The sequence below is a fragment of the Ruegeria sp. YKSF070 genome (assembly GCF_059612725.1).
The window spans coordinates 1-18,035 of the sequence record NZ_JBXWRD010000072.1; the positions used below are offsets into that span (position 1 = coordinate 1).

18 protein-coding genes and 2 pseudogenes are annotated in these 18,035 nt (G+C 58.8%); 12 read left to right on the forward strand and 8 right to left on the reverse strand.

Annotation, left to right across the window (positions count from 1 at the left end):
- Positions 1–291: 291 nt before the first annotated feature.
- Together AC2FL1_RS21710 and AC2FL1_RS21715 are read left to right on the forward strand one after the other, a co-directional pair.
- Positions 292–1,554, forward strand: coding sequence for a DNA cytosine methyltransferase (locus AC2FL1_RS21710; protein WP_496878295.1), 1,263 nt, complete (start codon positions 292–294; stop codon positions 1,552–1,554).
- Positions 1,555–1,813: 259 nt separating this feature from the next.
- The gene (locus AC2FL1_RS21715) at positions 1,814–2,530 is read left to right on the forward strand and encodes a transposase (RefSeq protein ID WP_496878296.1); all 717 of its coding nucleotides are present in this window, start codon (positions 1,814–1,816) and stop codon (positions 2,528–2,530) included.
- Positions 2,531–2,740: 210 nt separating this feature from the next.
- Here the strand turns inward: AC2FL1_RS21715 and AC2FL1_RS21720 are convergent, their stop codons facing one another.
- From AC2FL1_RS21720 to AC2FL1_RS21750, 7 genes are all read right to left on the reverse strand, one after another.
- A complete protein-coding gene (locus tag AC2FL1_RS21720) occupies positions 2,741–3,643 on the reverse strand; it encodes an alpha/beta hydrolase (RefSeq protein WP_496830222.1) in 903 nt (300 codons plus the stop codon).
- Positions 3,644–4,003: 360 nt separating this feature from the next.
- Positions 4,004–4,465 carry a hypothetical protein gene (locus AC2FL1_RS21725; protein ID WP_496878297.1) on the reverse strand — a complete coding sequence of 154 codons (462 nt, stop codon included), beginning with the start codon at positions 4,463–4,465 and terminating at the stop codon, positions 4,004–4,006.
- A gap of 24 nt (positions 4,466–4,489) precedes the next feature.
- Positions 4,490–5,257 (reverse strand): hypothetical protein, encoded by a 768-nt coding sequence (locus AC2FL1_RS21730; protein WP_496878298.1) that lies wholly within the window; start codon positions 5,255–5,257, stop codon positions 4,490–4,492.
- Complete coding sequence (locus AC2FL1_RS21735; protein ID WP_496878299.1) at positions 5,220–6,014, reverse strand: SDR family oxidoreductase; 795 nt, start codon at positions 6,012–6,014, stop codon at positions 5,220–5,222. Before AC2FL1_RS21735 ends, AC2FL1_RS21730 begins: the two co-directional genes overlap by 38 nt.
- A gap of 69 nt (positions 6,015–6,083) precedes the next feature.
- A complete protein-coding gene (gene hdhA / locus AC2FL1_RS21740) occupies positions 6,084–6,851 on the reverse strand; it encodes a 7-alpha-hydroxysteroid dehydrogenase (RefSeq protein WP_496878300.1) in 768 nt (255 codons plus the stop codon).
- 99 nt (positions 6,852–6,950) lie between these two features.
- Complete coding sequence (locus AC2FL1_RS21745) at positions 6,951–7,502, reverse strand: helix-turn-helix domain-containing protein (RefSeq protein ID WP_496830164.1); 552 nt, start codon at positions 7,500–7,502, stop codon at positions 6,951–6,953.
- A gap of 817 nt (positions 7,503–8,319) precedes the next feature.
- Entirely contained in the window at positions 8,320–8,637 is a 318-nt protein-coding gene (locus AC2FL1_RS21750; RefSeq protein WP_496878301.1) for a hypothetical protein, read from the reverse strand.
- A 90-nt stretch (positions 8,638–8,727) separates the two neighbouring features.
- On the opposite strand from AC2FL1_RS21750, the pseudogene AC2FL1_RS21755 reads away from it, so the two are divergent.
- A pseudogene (locus AC2FL1_RS21755) lies at positions 8,728–8,856 on the forward strand (LysR family transcriptional regulator); the annotation flags it as partial.
- On the opposite strand, the gene AC2FL1_RS21760 reads toward AC2FL1_RS21755, so the two are convergent.
- A complete protein-coding gene (locus tag AC2FL1_RS21760; protein WP_496878302.1) occupies positions 8,825–9,037 on the reverse strand; it encodes a DUF3604 domain-containing protein in 213 nt (70 codons plus the stop codon). The pseudogene AC2FL1_RS21755 and the gene AC2FL1_RS21760 overlap by 32 nt on opposite strands.
- Before the next feature lie 174 nt (positions 9,038–9,211).
- Here AC2FL1_RS21760 and AC2FL1_RS21765 point away from each other — a divergent pair.
- The 9 genes and pseudogenes from AC2FL1_RS21765 to AC2FL1_RS21805 form a co-directional block, all read left to right on the forward strand.
- Positions 9,212–9,388 (forward strand): annotated as a pseudogene (locus AC2FL1_RS21765) (tyrosine-type recombinase/integrase); the annotation flags it as partial.
- Positions 9,389–9,538: 150 nt separating this feature from the next.
- A complete protein-coding gene (locus AC2FL1_RS21770; RefSeq protein ID WP_496830170.1) occupies positions 9,539–10,660 on the forward strand; it encodes an MHYT domain-containing protein in 1,122 nt (373 codons plus the stop codon).
- A gap of 112 nt (positions 10,661–10,772) precedes the next feature.
- Positions 10,773–11,627, forward strand: a complete 855-nt coding sequence (locus AC2FL1_RS21775) for an FAD binding domain-containing protein (RefSeq protein ID WP_496878303.1) — start codon at positions 10,773–10,775, stop codon at positions 11,625–11,627.
- A 13-nt stretch (positions 11,628–11,640) separates the two neighbouring features.
- Complete coding sequence (locus AC2FL1_RS21780; protein ID WP_496878304.1) at positions 11,641–12,135, forward strand: (2Fe-2S)-binding protein; 495 nt, start codon at positions 11,641–11,643, stop codon at positions 12,133–12,135.
- Entirely contained in the window at positions 12,132–14,561 is a 2,430-nt protein-coding gene (locus AC2FL1_RS21785; protein WP_496878305.1) for an aerobic carbon-monoxide dehydrogenase large subunit, read from the forward strand. Before AC2FL1_RS21780 ends, AC2FL1_RS21785 begins: the two co-directional genes overlap by 4 nt.
- Positions 14,562–14,616: 55 nt before the next feature.
- Complete coding sequence (locus AC2FL1_RS21790; protein ID WP_496830178.1) at positions 14,617–15,492, forward strand: AAA family ATPase; 876 nt, start codon at positions 14,617–14,619, stop codon at positions 15,490–15,492.
- A complete protein-coding gene (locus tag AC2FL1_RS21795; RefSeq protein WP_496878306.1) occupies positions 15,489–16,670 on the forward strand; it encodes a vWA domain-containing protein in 1,182 nt (393 codons plus the stop codon). Before AC2FL1_RS21790 ends, AC2FL1_RS21795 begins: the two co-directional genes overlap by 4 nt.
- Positions 16,667–17,449 (forward strand): XdhC family protein, encoded by a 783-nt coding sequence (locus AC2FL1_RS21800; protein ID WP_496830182.1) that lies wholly within the window; start codon positions 16,667–16,669, stop codon positions 17,447–17,449. Before AC2FL1_RS21795 ends, AC2FL1_RS21800 begins: the two co-directional genes overlap by 4 nt.
- Entirely contained in the window at positions 17,442–17,750 is a 309-nt protein-coding gene (locus AC2FL1_RS21805; RefSeq protein WP_496830184.1) for a nucleotidyltransferase family protein, read from the forward strand. Before AC2FL1_RS21800 ends, AC2FL1_RS21805 begins: the two co-directional genes overlap by 8 nt.
- The last annotated feature ends 285 nt before the right edge of the window (positions 17,751–18,035 follow it).

Consider the following 18,035-nt stretch of genomic DNA (forward strand, 5'->3'; position numbering starts at 1 on the left):
TCTGTTCGTCGGTCAGCCAAAACAAGTTGCTCATCACGCCTCCTGAAGTTCAGGAGCTTGAATCAGCCCGGCGCCACGACTGCAACCAAATCAATGGGTCCAGAGCCTAGTCTGACTATTCCCGAGATACGTCAGCTTGCAAAAGACTTGGCCAAGGCTTGTGCCAATGTGTCCGTTGAGTTACTTGACAGGAACCAGAGCAAAGCGTTCATCGAGCGCGTCTGGACGCGAACGTCCAGTGCTCGGGCTTGGGTCAAAGGCTGACCGGCCTGTCGTCACGAAAGTGGTTGTATGAACGTAGAAGTGGCAACAGATTGCCACTCTTCCGAAGCCGACACAGAGCATTCGGAATGGTGGCGGGGATTCTTGAAGGGACATCATCTTTGGGATGATCCCACCAAGAAGCCATTGTCGGTTGTCGATTTGTTCTGCGGCTCTGGCGGTTTCGGATTGGGGACGGCTCTTGCAGCCGGTTGCTTCGATCGTCGTGCGGTTTTCCATGCAATCGCCGATGCGGATGTTTCCGCGATGGAGGTCTACGGTCGGTCCTTGCCGGTAAGAAAGAAGATCGCCGACTCCTTAGCGACGATCGTGGACTATTCGGTCGATCAAATGGGTGATACCGCCGAGTTCGATTACCCCCCTGAGATCATTCAACATGACCTCGCCGCGGAGGTGGGCAAAACGGATCTGCTCATCGCGGGTCCACCATGCCAAGGGCATTCGAACTTAAACAATCATACGCGTCGAAATGATCCCAGGAACGATCTATTCGTCGCGACGGCGGCGATCGCGGTCGCCCTAGGCGCGAAGGCGGTCGTAATCGAGAATGTTCCCGGCGTGGTTCGTTCCCATAGCGACGTCGTCGAACTCGCGCGCCAGCTGCTGGTTTCCGAGGGCTATGCTGTGGCCGACCGAGTGCTGAGGATGGACGATCTCGGCGGATGGCAGACACGCGCTCGATACTTCATGATCGCAGTCAAAGATGCCGAGCAAGTGGTCTTGCAGGAAACTCTGAGCCATTTGGCGACTGAGGCTTCTGGTGCATGTTTCGGGAAACGGGAGCCACGCGACGTCCTTTGGGCGATCGCCGACCTCGAGGACAGCGGAGGCAATTCTGTTTTCGATACGTCGCCTGTCCAGGGGCCTGAGAACATTCGGCGGATAGACTTCCTCTTCGACGAGGGTATCTACGATCTCCCGAACAGCGAACGGCCCGACTGCCACAAAGATGGAACGACTTACACGTCGGTCTATGGTCGAATGCACCCTGACCGGCCCGCGCCAACGATCACGACCGGCATCGGTACGCCTGGTCAAGGCAGGTTCATCCATCCGACCCGGCGTCGCCTGGTCACACCGCATGAGGCTGCTCGCATTCAATCCTTTCCAGACGGCTACGGCTTCATGGGTGGAGACGGCGAGACGCCTCGAAAAGCGTTGGCGAAATGGATCGGTGATGCAGTGCCCCCCTACCTCGGCATGTCAGCTGTTTGCGCTGCGCTGTCGGTCTTGACGGGCGCTGCTCCCAAGGTTCCGTGGGAAGTCAGATAGCAAAAGACATCCCCAACCATTGCATGAACGGTCGCAAAGGAATTCACGTGCCATGGTGTGCGCCACCTTGGCTCTCGTTCTCAAATCTCCCTCGGAAAAGTGGGACACAAATCCGAAAAAATCCAATAAACATGGTGAAGGAGAAAAGTCCCACCGGCTCGTAACTTAATACAATAAAAGCAACAGGTAATGCCGCACCCGGGCACCATTTTTACCAGATAAAACAAATGCTTCGCGGCGTGAACGTGGTGCCCAGTGCATGGGCGCATTGGGCTGGGTGCTCATTGGGGGCAGAATTCAGCGTGAAAAGGTGTTGTCGGTGACCCGAACCGCTGAGGCGTTTGCTGCACGGCGGATGACCGATCGGATCACGGACCGCTTCGACATGACGCCAGACAAGCTGGTTGGCGATACGGGCTACGGATCAGCAGAGATGCTGGGCTTGCTGGTGGAAGAGCGCGGCATCGCCCCGCACATTCCGGTCTGGGACAAGTCGAAACGGACGGACGGCACATTCTCACGAGAAGACTTTGTCTATGACCCTGCAACTGACAGCTACACATGCCCTGGCAACAAGGAACTGCGGACGTATCGCCCGAACTTCTCCACGCCGCGCAAGCCGAACGGCGGCAAAGACGGGTTCCTAAAATATCGAGCGTCAAAGCACGACTGTGACACATGCCCATTAAAAGCGAATTGCTGTCCAAAACAGCCAGCCCGAAACGTGCTTCGTTCCGTCCATGAAGCAGCACGCGACGTGGCCCGCGATATCCGAAAAACCGATGCCTGCATGACGTCGTTCATTCAGAGGCGGAAAGTCGAGATGCTGTTTGCACATCTAAAGCGATACATCGGTGTGCCGATGATGCGGCTACGAGGACCCAAAGGCGCATACGAACCGTTCCAACTCGCAGCCACCGCCCAAAATCTCCGGAAGCTCGCAAAACTGATACCCGAAGCAAAACCAACAGGTTGAGAAGAGGACAACCAGCCGCCTTCGCCGTCACCCACCAAACGCTCAGACAACGACTTCTTCAACACTATCCGGAAAGAGCCGCCGTTTGGCTGTGGCCTCTGAACGGCCGGTAGCGCAAGTCTCGGAGCCAAAACGATCTTAAGTAAAGTGTACAGTCTCCTTCTTTGGAACGCTGTGTTGGTAGCGCGCGTGGCCACAGGTTCTAACGGATCAAGGGTTCAGAAGTTCGGCCGGAGCCAACAGTACGGTTGTAGCCTCCTGCGCGAGAAGAACGGTTCCAGGAATCGCGCCTGCTCGGCCGGCTTGGTCTGTTTGCATCCCCGCTCGTACAGCCTCGGTTTGTCGCAAAAACGAGATCACCGCAGGCGAGGTTGCAGCTGCGAGGTGGCGTGAGGCCGCATCACGGGCCTCCGTCAGGTCAATAATGATGATCTTCTGACCCGCGACCGGCTCAATCGAGGAGAGGTTGCCGAGGCGGGTGCCGTGCCCGGTCAATCGCGCCGACAGGCGCAGGGCCGGATCGCGCCGGGAGACAAAGACGACAAACGGGTCTGGCAGCGTGCCGATATCCTCAGCCTGCGCTTTGAAGACCTCGGGATCGATATCTGGCGACATCAGCACCACACCGCCGACGCGAGCCAGGGTGGGGCTGTCGCGCAAAGCCATTTGACGCAAGACCTCCATCGTCAGTTGCGAGCCCATGGAGTGCGCGACGATCACCACGCTGCGCGCTCCCGCGCGCACGAGGTCATCCAGCATTCCCTCTAGCCCGTTGCGCGCAAGCAGAACCGCGTCACGATCTGCCGCATAGCCAAGCGGCTGGCCGTGCGAGGGCCACGCATAGTGGAAGGTCGGCCCCTCAATTTCGAAATCCGCAATCATCTGCGCGGTTCGGAAAATACCGTCTGCCATGCGGTTGTTGAACCCGTGCACCGTCAGGACGACCTCTCGGCTGAGGCTCGCCCGCGCCGCGAGTTCACGGGAGGTACGTGCGCGAAAGGCGCTCCGATCGGCGAACCGTCCGACGCTTGCAGTCAGGAAGTCCTTGCGCGGATCGGGATCAACACTAGGCAGTGTTACCGTGCCAGGCGTCCGATCCGGCGGCACGCTCACGTCGACCAAGCCGTATGTAAGCGGGCCGGGTTCGGTGCGGGACCATAGTCCGTCTGTCGTCGGCTGCCGCGTCGTCCCGACCAAGACGGGAAAACGAAGCTCTGCCGTCTGAGCCATCGGGTCTGGAACAAGGTCAGCCCTAGGAGCGCAGCTCGCAGCCACAGTGATCGCGAGCAGTGCGAAAATCCGCAGTAGCCGGGGTTTGGGCCGTGCGCCAGGCGGCATAGGGATGGCAGACCATTTTTGCTCTTGCACCGCCTTGAGTATCGACATCAAAACCACCCACCATATTGATTTCTGGCCATCATGACGTCGTCGGTCCCGGCCGCAGCCCAGTTTCATTTGCTCGTGTCTTGCGTCTCAAGTTCTCTTCTCTGCAGCGGCGCGCAGGGTCATATAGTTCACCACCCCGGCGGCCAGGCCGGCGATCAGCCCGAGCATGATAATCGCGACCGGCAGCGACACCGAGATGGACCCTATGAGCCTCTGCCAGAGCACCGCGAAGGTCACAAGGATGCCCAACGCGAAGAAACCGTGCTTTACCACCAACCAGAGGAAGGCCGGATAAAATGGCGGTTTGGGAGGTTTGACAGTACCATAGGCGACAGCGGTAAGGATCATCGCAAGGCTCACCGCAAGCGGCACCGCGGCTCCAAAGACCGTATGGGTGTCATTCGTGATCCCATCAACCGTCAGTGGCAAGGGACCGTGCCCCGCGAGGAGATACCACTGGATCGCGCCGTTGATAATTGCGTTGATCAAGCCAGAGATGACAGCGCCCTTCAGGAGGTCGGAGTGCTCGGGTGTGGCTATCGTGGACATTGGCTCTCTCCTCGCTTTCGATATCTATTGCGCGCCGACTGCCAAGATCTCGTCCAGGGTGGGAAACAGAACCGTTCGACATTTTTCAAGACCCGCCTCGCGATTGCGGAAATTGGACCGCGCGACCTCTAGGTCGGCCTCTCGCGCGAGAACGGTGCTGAAAGGGAGCGAGCCGCGCGCATTGAGTTGACGGGCGCGTTCCAACGCCTTCTGGGCATAGGCGGCCCAGGCCTTGTGTGCAACAACCTCGTCCGGGCCCTTGTCGCAGCCCGCATCCCAGCCGCGGCGGAAGGTGCCGTAAAGCTCCTCGACGGTCACGCTTTCCCCGCCAAAGAACCGCGCCATCTGGGTCATCGCCTCGTATTCAGCGCTGACGTAGTCGAGGCTATTCTCGGCGACGATCAGCTGCTTCCGGTTCCAGGCGTCTTTCAGCTGCGAGATTTCCAGTTCGATCAGCGGGATCGCATTTTTTTCGAACAGGTCCTGGTTCTGTTCGAGGATCTTCCGGTCCCGCTCAAGCTGCGCTCGCACAGTGTCGAGCTGGATCCGCGCCATCATGGTCTGGTACCCAAAGGATCGTCCCTGATCGACGAAGAGCAGGACGCCGAGTTGCGTGGTGTTCAGGGGCGTTCCGGTTTCCTCCGACCAAGCCGGCTGAAACGTCAGAACCATGAGACATGCGGCCCCAAAGGTGACACGACGCTTGGCCAGCGACGCGAACATCCTGAGGCAGGCACGCAGGACACGCACGCCTTCAACTCCCGAAGAGACGCACGACGGCGCCGCCACCATGGACGTTGATGATCTGGCCGCTGACCCAGCTCGACGCGGGCGAGGTCAGATAAAGCATGGCGTTCGCGATATCCTCCATCTTGCCTGCCCGGCCGGTCAAGTTGTCGGGATGCGCCAGCTTTTCCTGCATTTCGGGTGTGACACCTGCGTCGGCGTAGCCCGGGGTAATGACCGTCCCGATCAGGACGGAGTTCACGCGCGCCCGCTTGTTCAGCATATGGGCCAGCGACACCATCATCTGGTTCAGCGCGGCCTTGGCCGTGCCATAGGGCAGGATATCGTAAGCCGGCACGGCAGACGAGAACGAGCCGGAGTTGGTTATCGAGGCGTTCTGGGCCTTCTCCAGGTAGGGTAAGCAGGCCATGCTCATCCGGTAGGCGCTAACCGTATTCAGGTCGTAGGACTTCAGAAACTCTTCCCGCGAGATCGCGGCCGGGTCAGGCTGGCGACCGCCCCAGCCGACGTTGTTGACAAGGGTCGAGACGCCACCGAAAGCCTTGACCGTGGCGTCCACTACGGCCTGAATGTCCTCGTCCTTTGTCACGTCGCAGCCCATTCCGTGGACTTCGTTGCCGGTCTCCTTGGCGATGTCCGAGGCCGTGTCGGCAGATTTCTCGGCCTGTAGGTCGCAGATCATCACCTTCGCACCTGCAGCGGAGAGGGTTTTGGCGATCTGGGCGCCAATGTTCTGCGCGCCGCCGGTGATGATGACATTGTGGCCGTCCATACGGAAATCGGCAAATGCGTCTATACTCATGGATGTCTCCTGTTGTTTTGAAATAGCCGGCTCAAGCGGGTCGTGCTTCGGGCCTACGACAGGTTCGCGTCAATCGAGTTCCTGCACGCCGCCGCCAGAAACGGTCAGGATCTGACCGCTAACCCATGCCGCCGCAGGCGAACACAGATAGAGTGCGGCGCCCGCAATATCCGAGGGCTCGCCAAGGCGCTTGATCGGCGTGTGCTTGAGCATGGCCTTCTCGACCTCGGGTGTGAGCACGGTAGCCAGCGCCGCCGTCCGGATCGCTCCGGGCGCAATTCCGTTCACCCGAATGTTCCGCGACCCCAAGTCATGGGCGATGTTGCGGGTCAGATGGCTGATCGCGGCCTTGGAAGAGGAGTAAGAGGCCATGTGCACGTTCTTGTTTTCGGCCGACATTGACGAAATGTTGAGCACCGCTCCTCCGCCGGCGGCTTCCATGTGCGGTGCAGCAAGCTGAGTGAGGCGAAACGGCGCAAACACGTTCAGCTCATAAGCCCAGCGGAAATCTTCCATCGGCATGTCGAAGGGCTTCGGCCCCCCGCCGCCGGCGTTGTTCACGAGGATCGTCAGGCTGCCGAAATTGTCGATCGCCGCCTGAACGGCCGCTTCCAGATCGGATTCCTTCGTGACGTTGCAGGCGAGACCGATGGCCTTGCCGCCAGCCTTGGTGATGCCCTTGGCGACTTCGTCTGCGGTCTCCTGCTTGAGGTCGCTGACGACGACGGCCGCGCCGGCGCCGGCGAACATCTCTGCAATACCTCTGCCAATACCGGCCCCCGCGCCGGTGACAATGGCCACTTGGCCATCAAGTTGAAATGCCTTTGGATCGAACATGCGTGCCTCCGCTTCGCTTCTCTCTAGAAAAGTAGAGCGGCGACAACGTGCTGGCACGGAAACAGGTGCTCATTTTGAGCACCTAGCAGCGTCTTGCCCCTATCGGCTTTTCGCGATCAGGCGCTCGTCCTTTTCAATGAGCTTCTGGAGGTCGGCGAACAGCCGTGCGACGCGCCGGATCGCAAGGCTATCCAATTCTGCAAGATCGTGGCGAGCGCTGGATTGGCCTTCGACAGACACGAGCCGATAGGCCCCTGCGTCATCCCGTTCAATCCAGCCGCGCTCCATAAGCGATTGCAACTTGCGCCGGACAGTCTGGCGCGGGATCTTGGTGATGTCGGAGATACGGGACGCGTTCGTGCTTTCGGCAGAAGCCTCCACATCCAGCACGGACAAATCCGGATTGGCAGTGGCACGCACGGCGCTGAGCCGAGCTTGTCCCAGCACCGCCATTACGAGCATCTCCTGATAATCCCCGTCGAACGGGCTCACCGCGTCGACCATATGACCGATCAGAAACTCGACGAAAACGTACTGGTAGTCGAGGTAGTGTGCATTAAACGCGGCTGCGATTCCGTCGACCCGATGAGAGCGCTTTGGGGAGCCATGAATGCTATTTTTCTTCTTGGACAAAATCGACCCCTCGTCCATTTGATTTGGCTCGTCAGTGCATATCGAGCCTGTCAAGTCGCCGATGCGAGTCGATTGACGGAAATTGTTTATTTGCAATAACTGCGCGCTTGCTCTCGTATCAGGCTCGTACACTGGCTATTCTTCCCAGAAGGTCCAGCGACCGCAAGGTCCGTCTGCATTCGTAAGTCCGGCAATCACACTGCACGGTGACCGAACAGCCGAATTGGAGAAGCAGCGTTGCAGCGGCACCGCGCTTGGGAAGTCGTTGCACTCGACCCGCGTTCACTATGGCTTCGTCCGCTGATCGTGCACTTCGCCAGTTCGAATGGTTCGTAGCTAGGTCCGTTGTGGGCTCGAAGCAGCCTTGCGGCAACGCAGCGGGTTGAGCTGCGACCTAGTCCCGAATGCAGACATTACGAAAATCGAGATGATCCAACGCTTTCAAAGTCTTGTGTTGCGATGCCGACATTCAGCTTTCAGATGCTGTCGTTGGCATGACACTGGCTGTTCGACGGCTTCGAGCCCAATGAAGACCAACTTTTCGCCTATGAGTTTGTCAGCGATACGAATTTTTTCGTCTCGTGGCACTGGTACGATCGGCTTTCGTCGTGGCGTCAAAGAGGAAATTCCTTACTTGCGTTCCTGTGCACCTCACAAAGCATTTCGCATCTGTATCGACCGACGTCACGCAGTTGGGCGGCGTTCAGTTTAGCCAGGGCCCTGGTACGTTTCTGACGTTCTGCATACTTCTTTCGGCGCGCGACCAAATTGCTCCAAATTTTCTCAATTCTGCCGATACGTGAAGGAGACAGTACAAATGAAATCGGCATATCAGTCATTGTTCGGCGTGCACCGGAGAATTTGCGGGTATGCGCTTTACCAAGTGCGCAGGCGGGCCGTCCGAACCCCACCAGATTTCGCGGCGTCCATTGGATGTGAACCAGTGATTGTCCCACCTTGCGATGTCGCGCTCGGCAGCTTCTCGATTGAAACCCGCGACTGCCGCTCCAAGAGCGTCGATACTCTCAACTGGGAGCCATGTGCCTCCGCCAGGTGTTGGTAGCGGATCACCACTCGGATCAAGACAGGCTCCATAAAGATCTTCAGAGATCGAACAATTGAAGAAGAAAAGTTTTGCGTTGGTATCGGACATTTTCTGGCACCTTTCGCGATGTTGGTGCCCGCAGGTTAACTTAGCAGCAATATATCGCACCAACAGATATAATCTGTTAACTATACAACTATCAGCGATACTAAACGTCTTGACTCGAGGCTTCTCTTTGCCTTCGCCGCCACCTACGAGGAAGGGAGTGTATCCCGTGCTGCTGACCGGTTGGGCCTTACGCAGCAAGGCCTGAGTGGCTCGATCGCGCGGCTGAGGGACCTGCTCGGCGATCCTCTCTTCGTGCGCCAAGGGCACGGTGTCGTGCTTCCTTGCGCTCTATCGCGTCGAAGAGCGCCTCTCTTGTATTCTCTCGCGCCCACACGGCTGCAAGGCCCGAGGCCAGTGCATCTGCGTGTCTCAGATCGTCTGACACGTCGTCCTTCGTCATCTCATCGCTGCGTTCTCCCTTGTAGCATGAGCAGGATTTCACTGGGTCGATACAGGGTCTCCGTAAGGTTCGTGGTTGAAGTCGCCAAACTCTTCCTCGACCATACACCTCGATGGCCACCCGGGATTACACCAATGACGGCGCAGAAATTACACCACGTGCGCGGACACTAACACCGGATACGGAACGCATTCGCTTCGCCGAACCAAAGCGGCTGAGATCTACCGGAAAACAGGAAACCTGCGTGCTGTGCAGCTGTTGTTGGGACATACTAAGATCGATAGCACAGTACGCTATCTCGGTGTCGAGCTGGAAGATGCGCTGAGCATAGCGGAACAGATCGACATATGAACCATGCGGGCGAGCCGCGATTCCGCTCGCAATCGCCGGAACCAAAACAACTGGCAAGATAATAGGGATACCAGGACGCCATCGAACAATTTCGAGAGGAAGACTACACCAACGTTTGTCAAGTGTCGTTTTTTTGGTCATTTTGCGGACATGGAATTCTTGGAAGTCAGTCATAACAACCTTCTCGTTGCCATGTCTTGCCTGGTTGCTCTGGTTGCGGGATTCACCGGATTGTCTTTGACACGTGACCTCGGCTCGAAACCAGACTTCGAGAAAAAGGTATCGATCGCATTGGCCGCCATCGCGCTCGGTGGTGGGATATGGGCCATGCATTTCGTGGCAATGCTTGGTCTGCAGATGCCCATCTTGTTCTATTACGATGCCGCGATCACGCTGATCTCCGCGCTGACCGCAATCCTGATCGTCGGGGGCGCGCTGATCATCCTGCATTTCACCGTCCGTAACCGTTTTATGGTGTCCTTGGCTGGCGGCATTGTTGGTGTGGGTATCCTTGCCATGCACTACATCGGGATGGCTGGGCTTGAGTTGTGTCGCGCGGTCTACACGCCATTTGGCGTCATAGTGTCGTCGCTCGTGGCGGTTCTGCTGTGCAGTCTGGCGTTTGGCATTGCCTATGGTCAGAGGACCAACCGGAACATCATTCTTGGCACTTTGTGTTTTGCGATCGCGGTGGTAAGCGTGCATTTTCTGGCCATGTCGGGGACCCAGTTTGTAGTGGTGTCTGATGGAACAGAGTTTGGCCCATTGATGAGCAATGAGACACTTGCCCTTGGTGTCAGCTTTTTCAGTTTCGTCATGTTCGGTGCCTGCCTTTGGGTCGGAGTGACTTACCTTCCGCGACCAAAGCAAGATGCGCAGCCCAGTGGGGATAAAGGCTCCACCGATCCGCGACCTCTACCGCTTCAAGTTCCTTGTGAGCGTGAGGGGGGCAAAGTTTTCGTATCTGCCAGGGACATTATGTTTGTGCGGGCGGACGCTCATTACACCCAAGTCTATACGGAAGAAGACCGGTTGTTCTGCGTGTGGTCCGTGACCGAAGCAATGAAGCGTCTTGTTCCGCTGGGCTTCCTTCAGACCCATCGAAGTTACTTGGTCAATCCAGAACACGTCGTCCGATTTGAGAGGACAAAAGACAGCGGCAAATGCGTGTTCGAAGGCCCAGAAACACCGCCGGTACCCGTGAGCCGTTCCAAGTTGAAGGCTATACAGGACGCATTGGCTTCGCAGGCCAGCGCAAGTCGTGCGAGCTGAAGCGCATTTCGTGCAAAACACCTGTCGTTCATAGGTTTGTTGAAGCTCTAACATACGAACGTATGCACTTCTCCATCTCAGCAATTTGAATCGCTTTGAGGGAGGAGAGTCGATGATACCAGCGGCATTTGAGTATTACAGACCCAAGGATATGGCAGCTGTTCTGTCTATCCTGCAAGAACATGGCGATGACGCGCGTGTGATGGCTGGCGGTCACAGCCTGATCCCCATGATGAAGCTGCGCATGGCCGACGTTCCGCACCTGATCGACCTTCAGGATGTTGGCGGGATGTCTGATATCGAGATCGGCGCCGACAGCATCCGTATCGGAGCCATGGTCACGCAGCATGACATCATCGACCATGATGCGCTTGCGCAGGCGGCGCCAATCTTGCGCGAAGCGGCGCTGCAGATTGCTGATCCGCAAGTGCGTTACATGGGCACTGTTGGCGGCAATGTCGCCAACGGAGACCCGGGCAATGATATGCCCGGCCTGATGCAGTGCCTCAACGCGACCTTCACCGTTGTGGGCTCTGACGGTGAGCGCGAGATCCCCGCGCGGGAGTTCTATGAGGCCGCCTACATGACTGCCCGCGAAGACGACGAAGTTCTGACCGCGGTCACGATCCCGATGCCACAGGGCGGCCATGCTTACGAAAAGCAGAAGCGGAAGATTGGCGATTACGCAACTGCCGCCGCTGCGGTGCAAATCGTAAAAGACGGGGCCACCTGCGTGTCGGCGTCGATTGCGATGACGAACCTGAGCGATACGCCGGTCTATTCCGAGGCGGCAGGTGCTGCGCTGGTTGGAACTTCGGTGGATGATGCCGCGATCAAGGCCGCGATGGCCGCAATGATGAATGACATCGACCCGACCGAAGACAATCGCGGTCCCGTCGCCTTCAAGAAACATGTTGCAGGTGTAATCCTGCGCCGCGCCATCGAGCGCGCCTGGTCACGCGCCTGAGGGAGAGGACGGAATGGGAAAGAAACAGCATTACAAAATGACGGTGAACGGCAAGGAAGAAGAATTCCTTGCCGAGCCGCGTGAGTTGCTCATCTATACGCTCCGTGAGCGGCTCAACATTACCGGCCCGCATATCGGTTGCGAGACGTCGCATTGCGGGGCCTGCACCGTCACCATTGATGGAAAGTCGGTAAAATCCTGCACCATGTTCGTGGCCCAGGCCGACGGCAAGGACATCACGACCATCGAAGGCATCGGCGGGCCAGACAACCTGCATCCGCTTCAGGTCGCGTTCAAGGAACATCACGGCCTTCAGTGTGGCTACTGCACGCCGGGGATGATCACCCGGGCCAAGAAGCTGCTCGAGGAGAACCCGAACCCAACCGAAGAGGAAATCCGCTTCGGTATGGCGGGCAATATCTGCCGCTGCACCGGGTACCAGAACATCGTGAAGTCCATACGCGCAGCCGCGGCGGAAATGAATGCAGCCAAGGAGGCGGCAGAATGAAAGACGAAGTAACAAGCCGCGAGGAGCGGATCGAGAACCTCAAAGGCATGGGCTGCTCGCGCAAGCGGGTCGAGGATGCGCGCTTCACCCAAGGCAAGGGCAACTATGTCGATGACATCAAGCTGGATGGCATGTTGTTCGGCGACTTTGTCCGCTCGCCCTATGCGCATGCGAAGATCGTTAATATCGACACCGCTGCCGCGCTAGAGGTGCCAGGCGTTTTGGCCGTCCTGACGGCCAAGGATCTGGAGCCCTTGGGCCTGCACTGGATGCCGACGCTTGCGGGTGACAGGCAGATGGTGCTGGCCGACGGCAAGGTTCTGTTCCAGGGTCAGGAGGTTGCCTTTGTCGTGGCCGAAGATCGCTATGCCGCCGCAGATGGGATCGAAGCGGTTGAGGTGGAATACGAAGAGCTGGAGGTTCTTGTTGATCCGTTCAAGGCGATGCAATCCGATGTGGTGCTAAGGCCAGACACGGTTGCCGAGGACGGCAGCCCGGCTGATGGTGCGCACGGCCCCCGCAAGCACCACAATCACATCTTTACATGGGAAGCTGGCGACAAGGGCCCGACTTTCGAGACCATCGACAACGCCGAAGTCGTGGCTGAAGAAACCATGTATTACCACCGCACCCATCCGTGCCCGCTGGAAACCTGCGGCTGCGTGGCGTCGATGGACAAGGTGAACGGCAAGCTGACCCTCTGGGGCACGTTCCAGGCACCGCACGCCATCCGGACCGTTGTGTCGCTGATCTCCGGGATTGAAGAGCACAATATCCGCGTGATCAGCCCTGACATCGGCGGCGGCTTTGGTAACAAGGTGGGCGCCTATCCGGGCTATGTCTGCTCGGTCGTGGCCTCCATCGTGACGGGCAAACCGGTCAAGTGGATCGAAGACCGGATGGACAACCTGATGACCACCGCCTTCGCGCGTGACTACCACATGACGGGTCGGATCAGCGCCACCAGGGAAGGCAAGATCACTGGCCTGCATTGTCACGTGACTGCCGACCATGGCGGATTTGACGCCTGTGCCGACCCAACGAAGTTCCCGGCCGGGTTCATGAACATCTGCACCGGGTCCTATGACATCCCGACCGCGTTCCTGGAAGTCGACGGCGTCTATACCAACAAGGCGCCAGGTGGGGTCAGTTACCGCTGTTCCTTCCGCGTGACCGAGGCCGTGTATTTCATCGAACGGATGATCGAAGTTCTGGCGATCGAGTTGAACATGGATGCAGCAGAGCTGCGCCGGATCAATTTCATCAGGAAAGAGCAGTTCCCCTACAAAGCCGCGTTGGGTTGGGAATACGATTCTGGCGATTACCACACCGCTTGGGACAAGGCGCTGAAGGCCGTCGACTACGAGGCTCTGCGTGCCGAGCAGGCGCAGCGGGTCGAGGATTTCAGAGCGGGTAAAACGCGCAAACTGATGGGCATCGGGCTGTCGTTCTTTACCGAGATCGTCGGCGCCGGCCCGGTCAAGAACTGCGATATTCTTGGGCTTGGCATGTTCGACAGCTGCGAAATCCGCATCCACCCGACAGGCTCCGCGATTGCGCGGCTGGGCACGATTTCGCAAGGGCAGGGCCATGCGACGACCTTTGCGCAAATCCTTGCGTCCGAGATCGGTCTGCCTGCGGACAGCATCACCATCGAAGAGGGCGACACCGACACCGCGCCATATGGCCTGGGCACCTATGGCTCCCGGTCCACTCCGGTAGCGGGTGCTGCGACAGCCATGGCCGGGCGCAAGATCCGCGCCAAGGCGCAGATGATTGCGGCCTACTTGCTCGAAGTCCATGACGACGACGTGGAATTCGACGTGGATCGCTTCGTGGTCAAAGGTGCGCCTGAGAAGTTCAAGACGATGAAGGAAATCGCCTTCGCTGCTTACAACCAGGCCATTCCGGGGATTGAGCCGGGTCTCGAAGCGGTCAGCTATTACGATCCGCCCAACATGACCTACCCGTTTGGCGCCTATGTCTGCGTGATGGACATTGATGTCGATACGGGCGTGCCGGAAATCCGCCGTTTCTATGCGCTGGATGATTGCGGCACCCGGATCAACCCGATGATCATCGAGGGGCAGATCCACGGTGGTCTGACCGAAGCCCTCGCAGTCGCGCTGGGGCAGGAGATTGCCTATGACGATATGGGCAACGTGAAGACCGGCACGTTGATGGACTTCTTCCTGCCGACTGCATGGGAGGTTCCGAACTACGAAACCGACTACACCGTGACGCCTTCGCCGCACCACCCCATTGGGGCGAAAGGTGTCGGCGAGAGCCCGCATGTGGGTGGCGTGCCGTGTTTCTCGAATGCCATTCAGGACGCCTTCCGTCCTTTCGGGAATCGGCACACGAACATGCCGCATGATCACTGGCGGATCTGGAAGACCGCCAATGAACTTGGCCTGCATGACTAAGTCGTAACGGCAGGGCGCGTTGGTTTGACAACGCGCCTTGACCACGGAGGTTTCGATGACTTGGCACTCCCTTCAATCTGCGCTGGCCGCGCACAGCTATGTCGCGTCTGACGATCTGTCGGTAGCGTTGCATCTTGCGCTCTCGCTGGGGCGCCCATTGTTGCTGGAAGGCGCGGCAGGTGTCGGCAAGACCGAGATCGCCCGCACGCTGAGCCTGACTCAGGATACGAAGTTAATCCGCCTTCAATGCTATGAAGGTCTGGACGCCTCGCAAGCGATTTACGAGTGGAACTACCAGCGCCAGCTGCTGACGATCCGCTCTGCAGCAGAAGCCGGTGAGACCGGCAAATCGGTCGAGGATCGCATCTTTTCCCGCGACTTTCTGTTGGAACGTCCCTTGCTTGCCGCGATTACTCAAGATCAGCCGCCGGTTCTTTTGATCGATGAGATCGACCGCGCGGATGAAGAGTTCGAGGCTTACCTGCTCGAGGTTTTGTCCGACTATCAAGTGTCCGTCCCCGAACTTGGTACGATCACGGCCACCTGTAAGCCTATCGTGATCCTGACATCAAACGGCACCCGCGATCTGTCCGATGCGCTGCGCCGCCGCTGCCTTTACACCTATGTCGAATATCCCGACCGCGCGACAGAGTTGGCGATCCTCAAGGCGCGCTGCCCGCGGGTCGAGGCACGATTGGCGGATCAGATCATTGGTTTCGTGCAAAAACTGCGGGAAGAGGAGCTGGAGAAGATCCCCGGCATCGCCGAAATGCTCGACTTTGCGGCAGCTCTGATGGGGCTTGGCATTGCCGACCTCACCCATGATCCGGCAGTGTTGCAATCGACGCTTACCACCCTTTTGAAAACGCAAAGCGATCAGGCGCAAATCACATCCGACGTTGCCGCGCGTATCGCAGGCAAAGCCGCATGACACGGGTCACCCGCTTTGCCGCCCGCGACCCGGGGCCCGCCGCGCGTGTCGTTGGGTTTGTGGCGCATTTGCGCGACAACGGGCTGCGTTTGGGAGTGTCCGAGGCGGATCTCAGCCTGACCGCGCTCACCCATGTAAACGCAACCTCTCCGGACGAATGCCGCCGCGTCCTGCGTGCCATCTGCACCGGATGCAAGGAAGAGGCAGAGAGGTTCGATGCCCTCTTTGACGGCTATTGGTTGGATGCGGGACGGGTAAAACAGCGCATCATCCCCAAGCCGCAAGCCACACTCAATGAGTCCGTCCATAGCTCTCGCGATGGCAGTGGCGAAGATGCCGGGTCAAGCGGCACGTCGACGACCCCCGATACCGAAGACGGCGAAGCCAACAGCGGCGGCACCGGCAAACTTATCGCGACCGAACAGCGCAACCTCAGCCGCCGTGACCTGCGAGATCTTGTTCGTTCCGAAGAGATTGCAGAGGCCGAGGCGATCGCACGCCGCATGGGCGCCGCCTTGCGCGACAAACGCTCGCGCCGCCGCATCGCTGCGCGCAAAGGCGACCGTCTGCACTTCCGCAAGACTATCCGCCGCAGCCTGTCCACTGGTGGCGAACCCCTGCGCCTGCTGCGCAAGCGCCGACCGGATCGCGCGCGCAAGATTGTGGCGTTGTGCGATGTCTCGGGTTCGATGAACGTCTATGCCCAGGTCTTCCTTGCCTTCCTCGCGGGTCTGATGCGAGCAGACAAAGAGGCCGACGCATATCTGTTCCACACGCGCCTCGTCCGGATAACCGAGGCGCTGCGCGACAAGGACACGATGCGTGCCATTGGGCGCATGTCCCTGATGGCTGACGGGTTCGGTGGAGGGTCCAAAATCGGCCCGTCCCTACAGCGCTTTGCCGACACCTATGCCAAACGCTTTGTCGATGGGCGCAGCGTTGTCCTGATCCTGTCGGACGGCTGCGATACCGAAACTCCGGACCAGCTGGATACGGCGCTGACCAAACTCAGAAAGCGCGGCTGCAAGATCATCTGGCTCAATCCTCTCAAAGGGTGGCGCGACTACGCGCCCGTCGCCGGTGGCATGGCAGCGGCCTTGCCTCACCTCGACCTGTTCAAAGCAGCCAATACACTCGATGATCTGGCCGCACTTGAAACCGAATTGGGTGCGCTATGAGCCCGGCAGAGATCCTTGACACCGATCTGGCCGACGCAGCGCAGGACTTGCGCGCGCGACAGGTGCCTTTTGCCTTTGCAACCATCGTGCGGACGGCAGGGGCAACGGCGGCAAAGCCGGGGGCCAAGGCGTTGCTGAGTGCCGACGGCACCATCGTGCATGGCTGGCTGGGCGGGGGATGCACGCGCGGCGCGGTCAAACGCGCGGCGGTCGAGGCCCTGCAAAGCGGCGTGCCGCAACTCATCTCGGTCGCACCAGAAGAACTTCTCGCCGAGAAAGGCATCGCCCCCGGCGATACCGTCGATGGCACGCACTTTGCCCGAAATGGCTGCCCGTCGCGCGGCACTGTCGATATTTTTATCGAGCCTTGCCTGCCAATGCCCGAATTGGTGATCTTGGGCACATCTCCGGTCGCCCAAGCCCTCAGCACGCTTGCTCCGCAGTTTCATTGGTCGGTTTCCGCAGCCATTGCGTCTGAGCCGGTGGACGCGCAGCAAAAATTCATCGTGATCGCGACCCAGGGGCAGGGCGACCTTGATGCGCTGAAAGCGGCGCTCGCGGTCGACGCCGCATATGTCGCCTTTGTCGGCAGCCGCCGGAAATTTGCGTCTCTTGCCGAGAAACTTCACAGCGCAGGGATCGGGCCAGAAAAGACAAGCACTGTAAACGCGCCTGCCGGGTTGGATTTGGGCGCTGTCACGCCAGAGGAAATCGCCCTCTCGATCCTGGCCCAGCTGTTGCGAGTGCGCCGCACAGAAACAGCGGTGGGGCATGAGTGATGTTGCGGCAATTCTCCTCGCCGCGGGCCCGTCTCGCCGCATGGGTGCGCGCAACAAGCTGTTGATGCCGATAGACCACAAACCCATGGTGCGACATCTGGCGGAAACTTACCTGTGCTTGTTGACGACACCGCTGACGGTTGTCACCGGACATGAAGCGGACGATGTGCGCGCCGCACTTGCCGGGTTGCCGATCGTCTTTACTCACAACGAAAACTTCGCCGAGGGTCACCGTCACGACCGTATTCATGCTGCCGCGCATAGCGAACATCAAAGACGTGGATGGACCGCACGAAGTTGAACTCAGGTCCACTAATATCGATGTCTGCGCGATCTTGAACGTGCTGGAGAGCCCAGTTGGCTGGAACGAGACCGTCGACTGGCAAGGATTGGAGCGGTCGACCGCTGTTGGGCCGGTACAAGGCTTCAAAGATGCGGCCAGCGCTGTCTAATGGCCGATCGCTCTCATATGAGGGGCATTGTTGCAGAACTCCCGCCTGAAGCGTGACTTCCCCTTTCCCCATTGATGTCATTCCACACGAACGATCTCGGCGGTGCCGAGTGCGTTGAAGCGGTTCATGAGAGC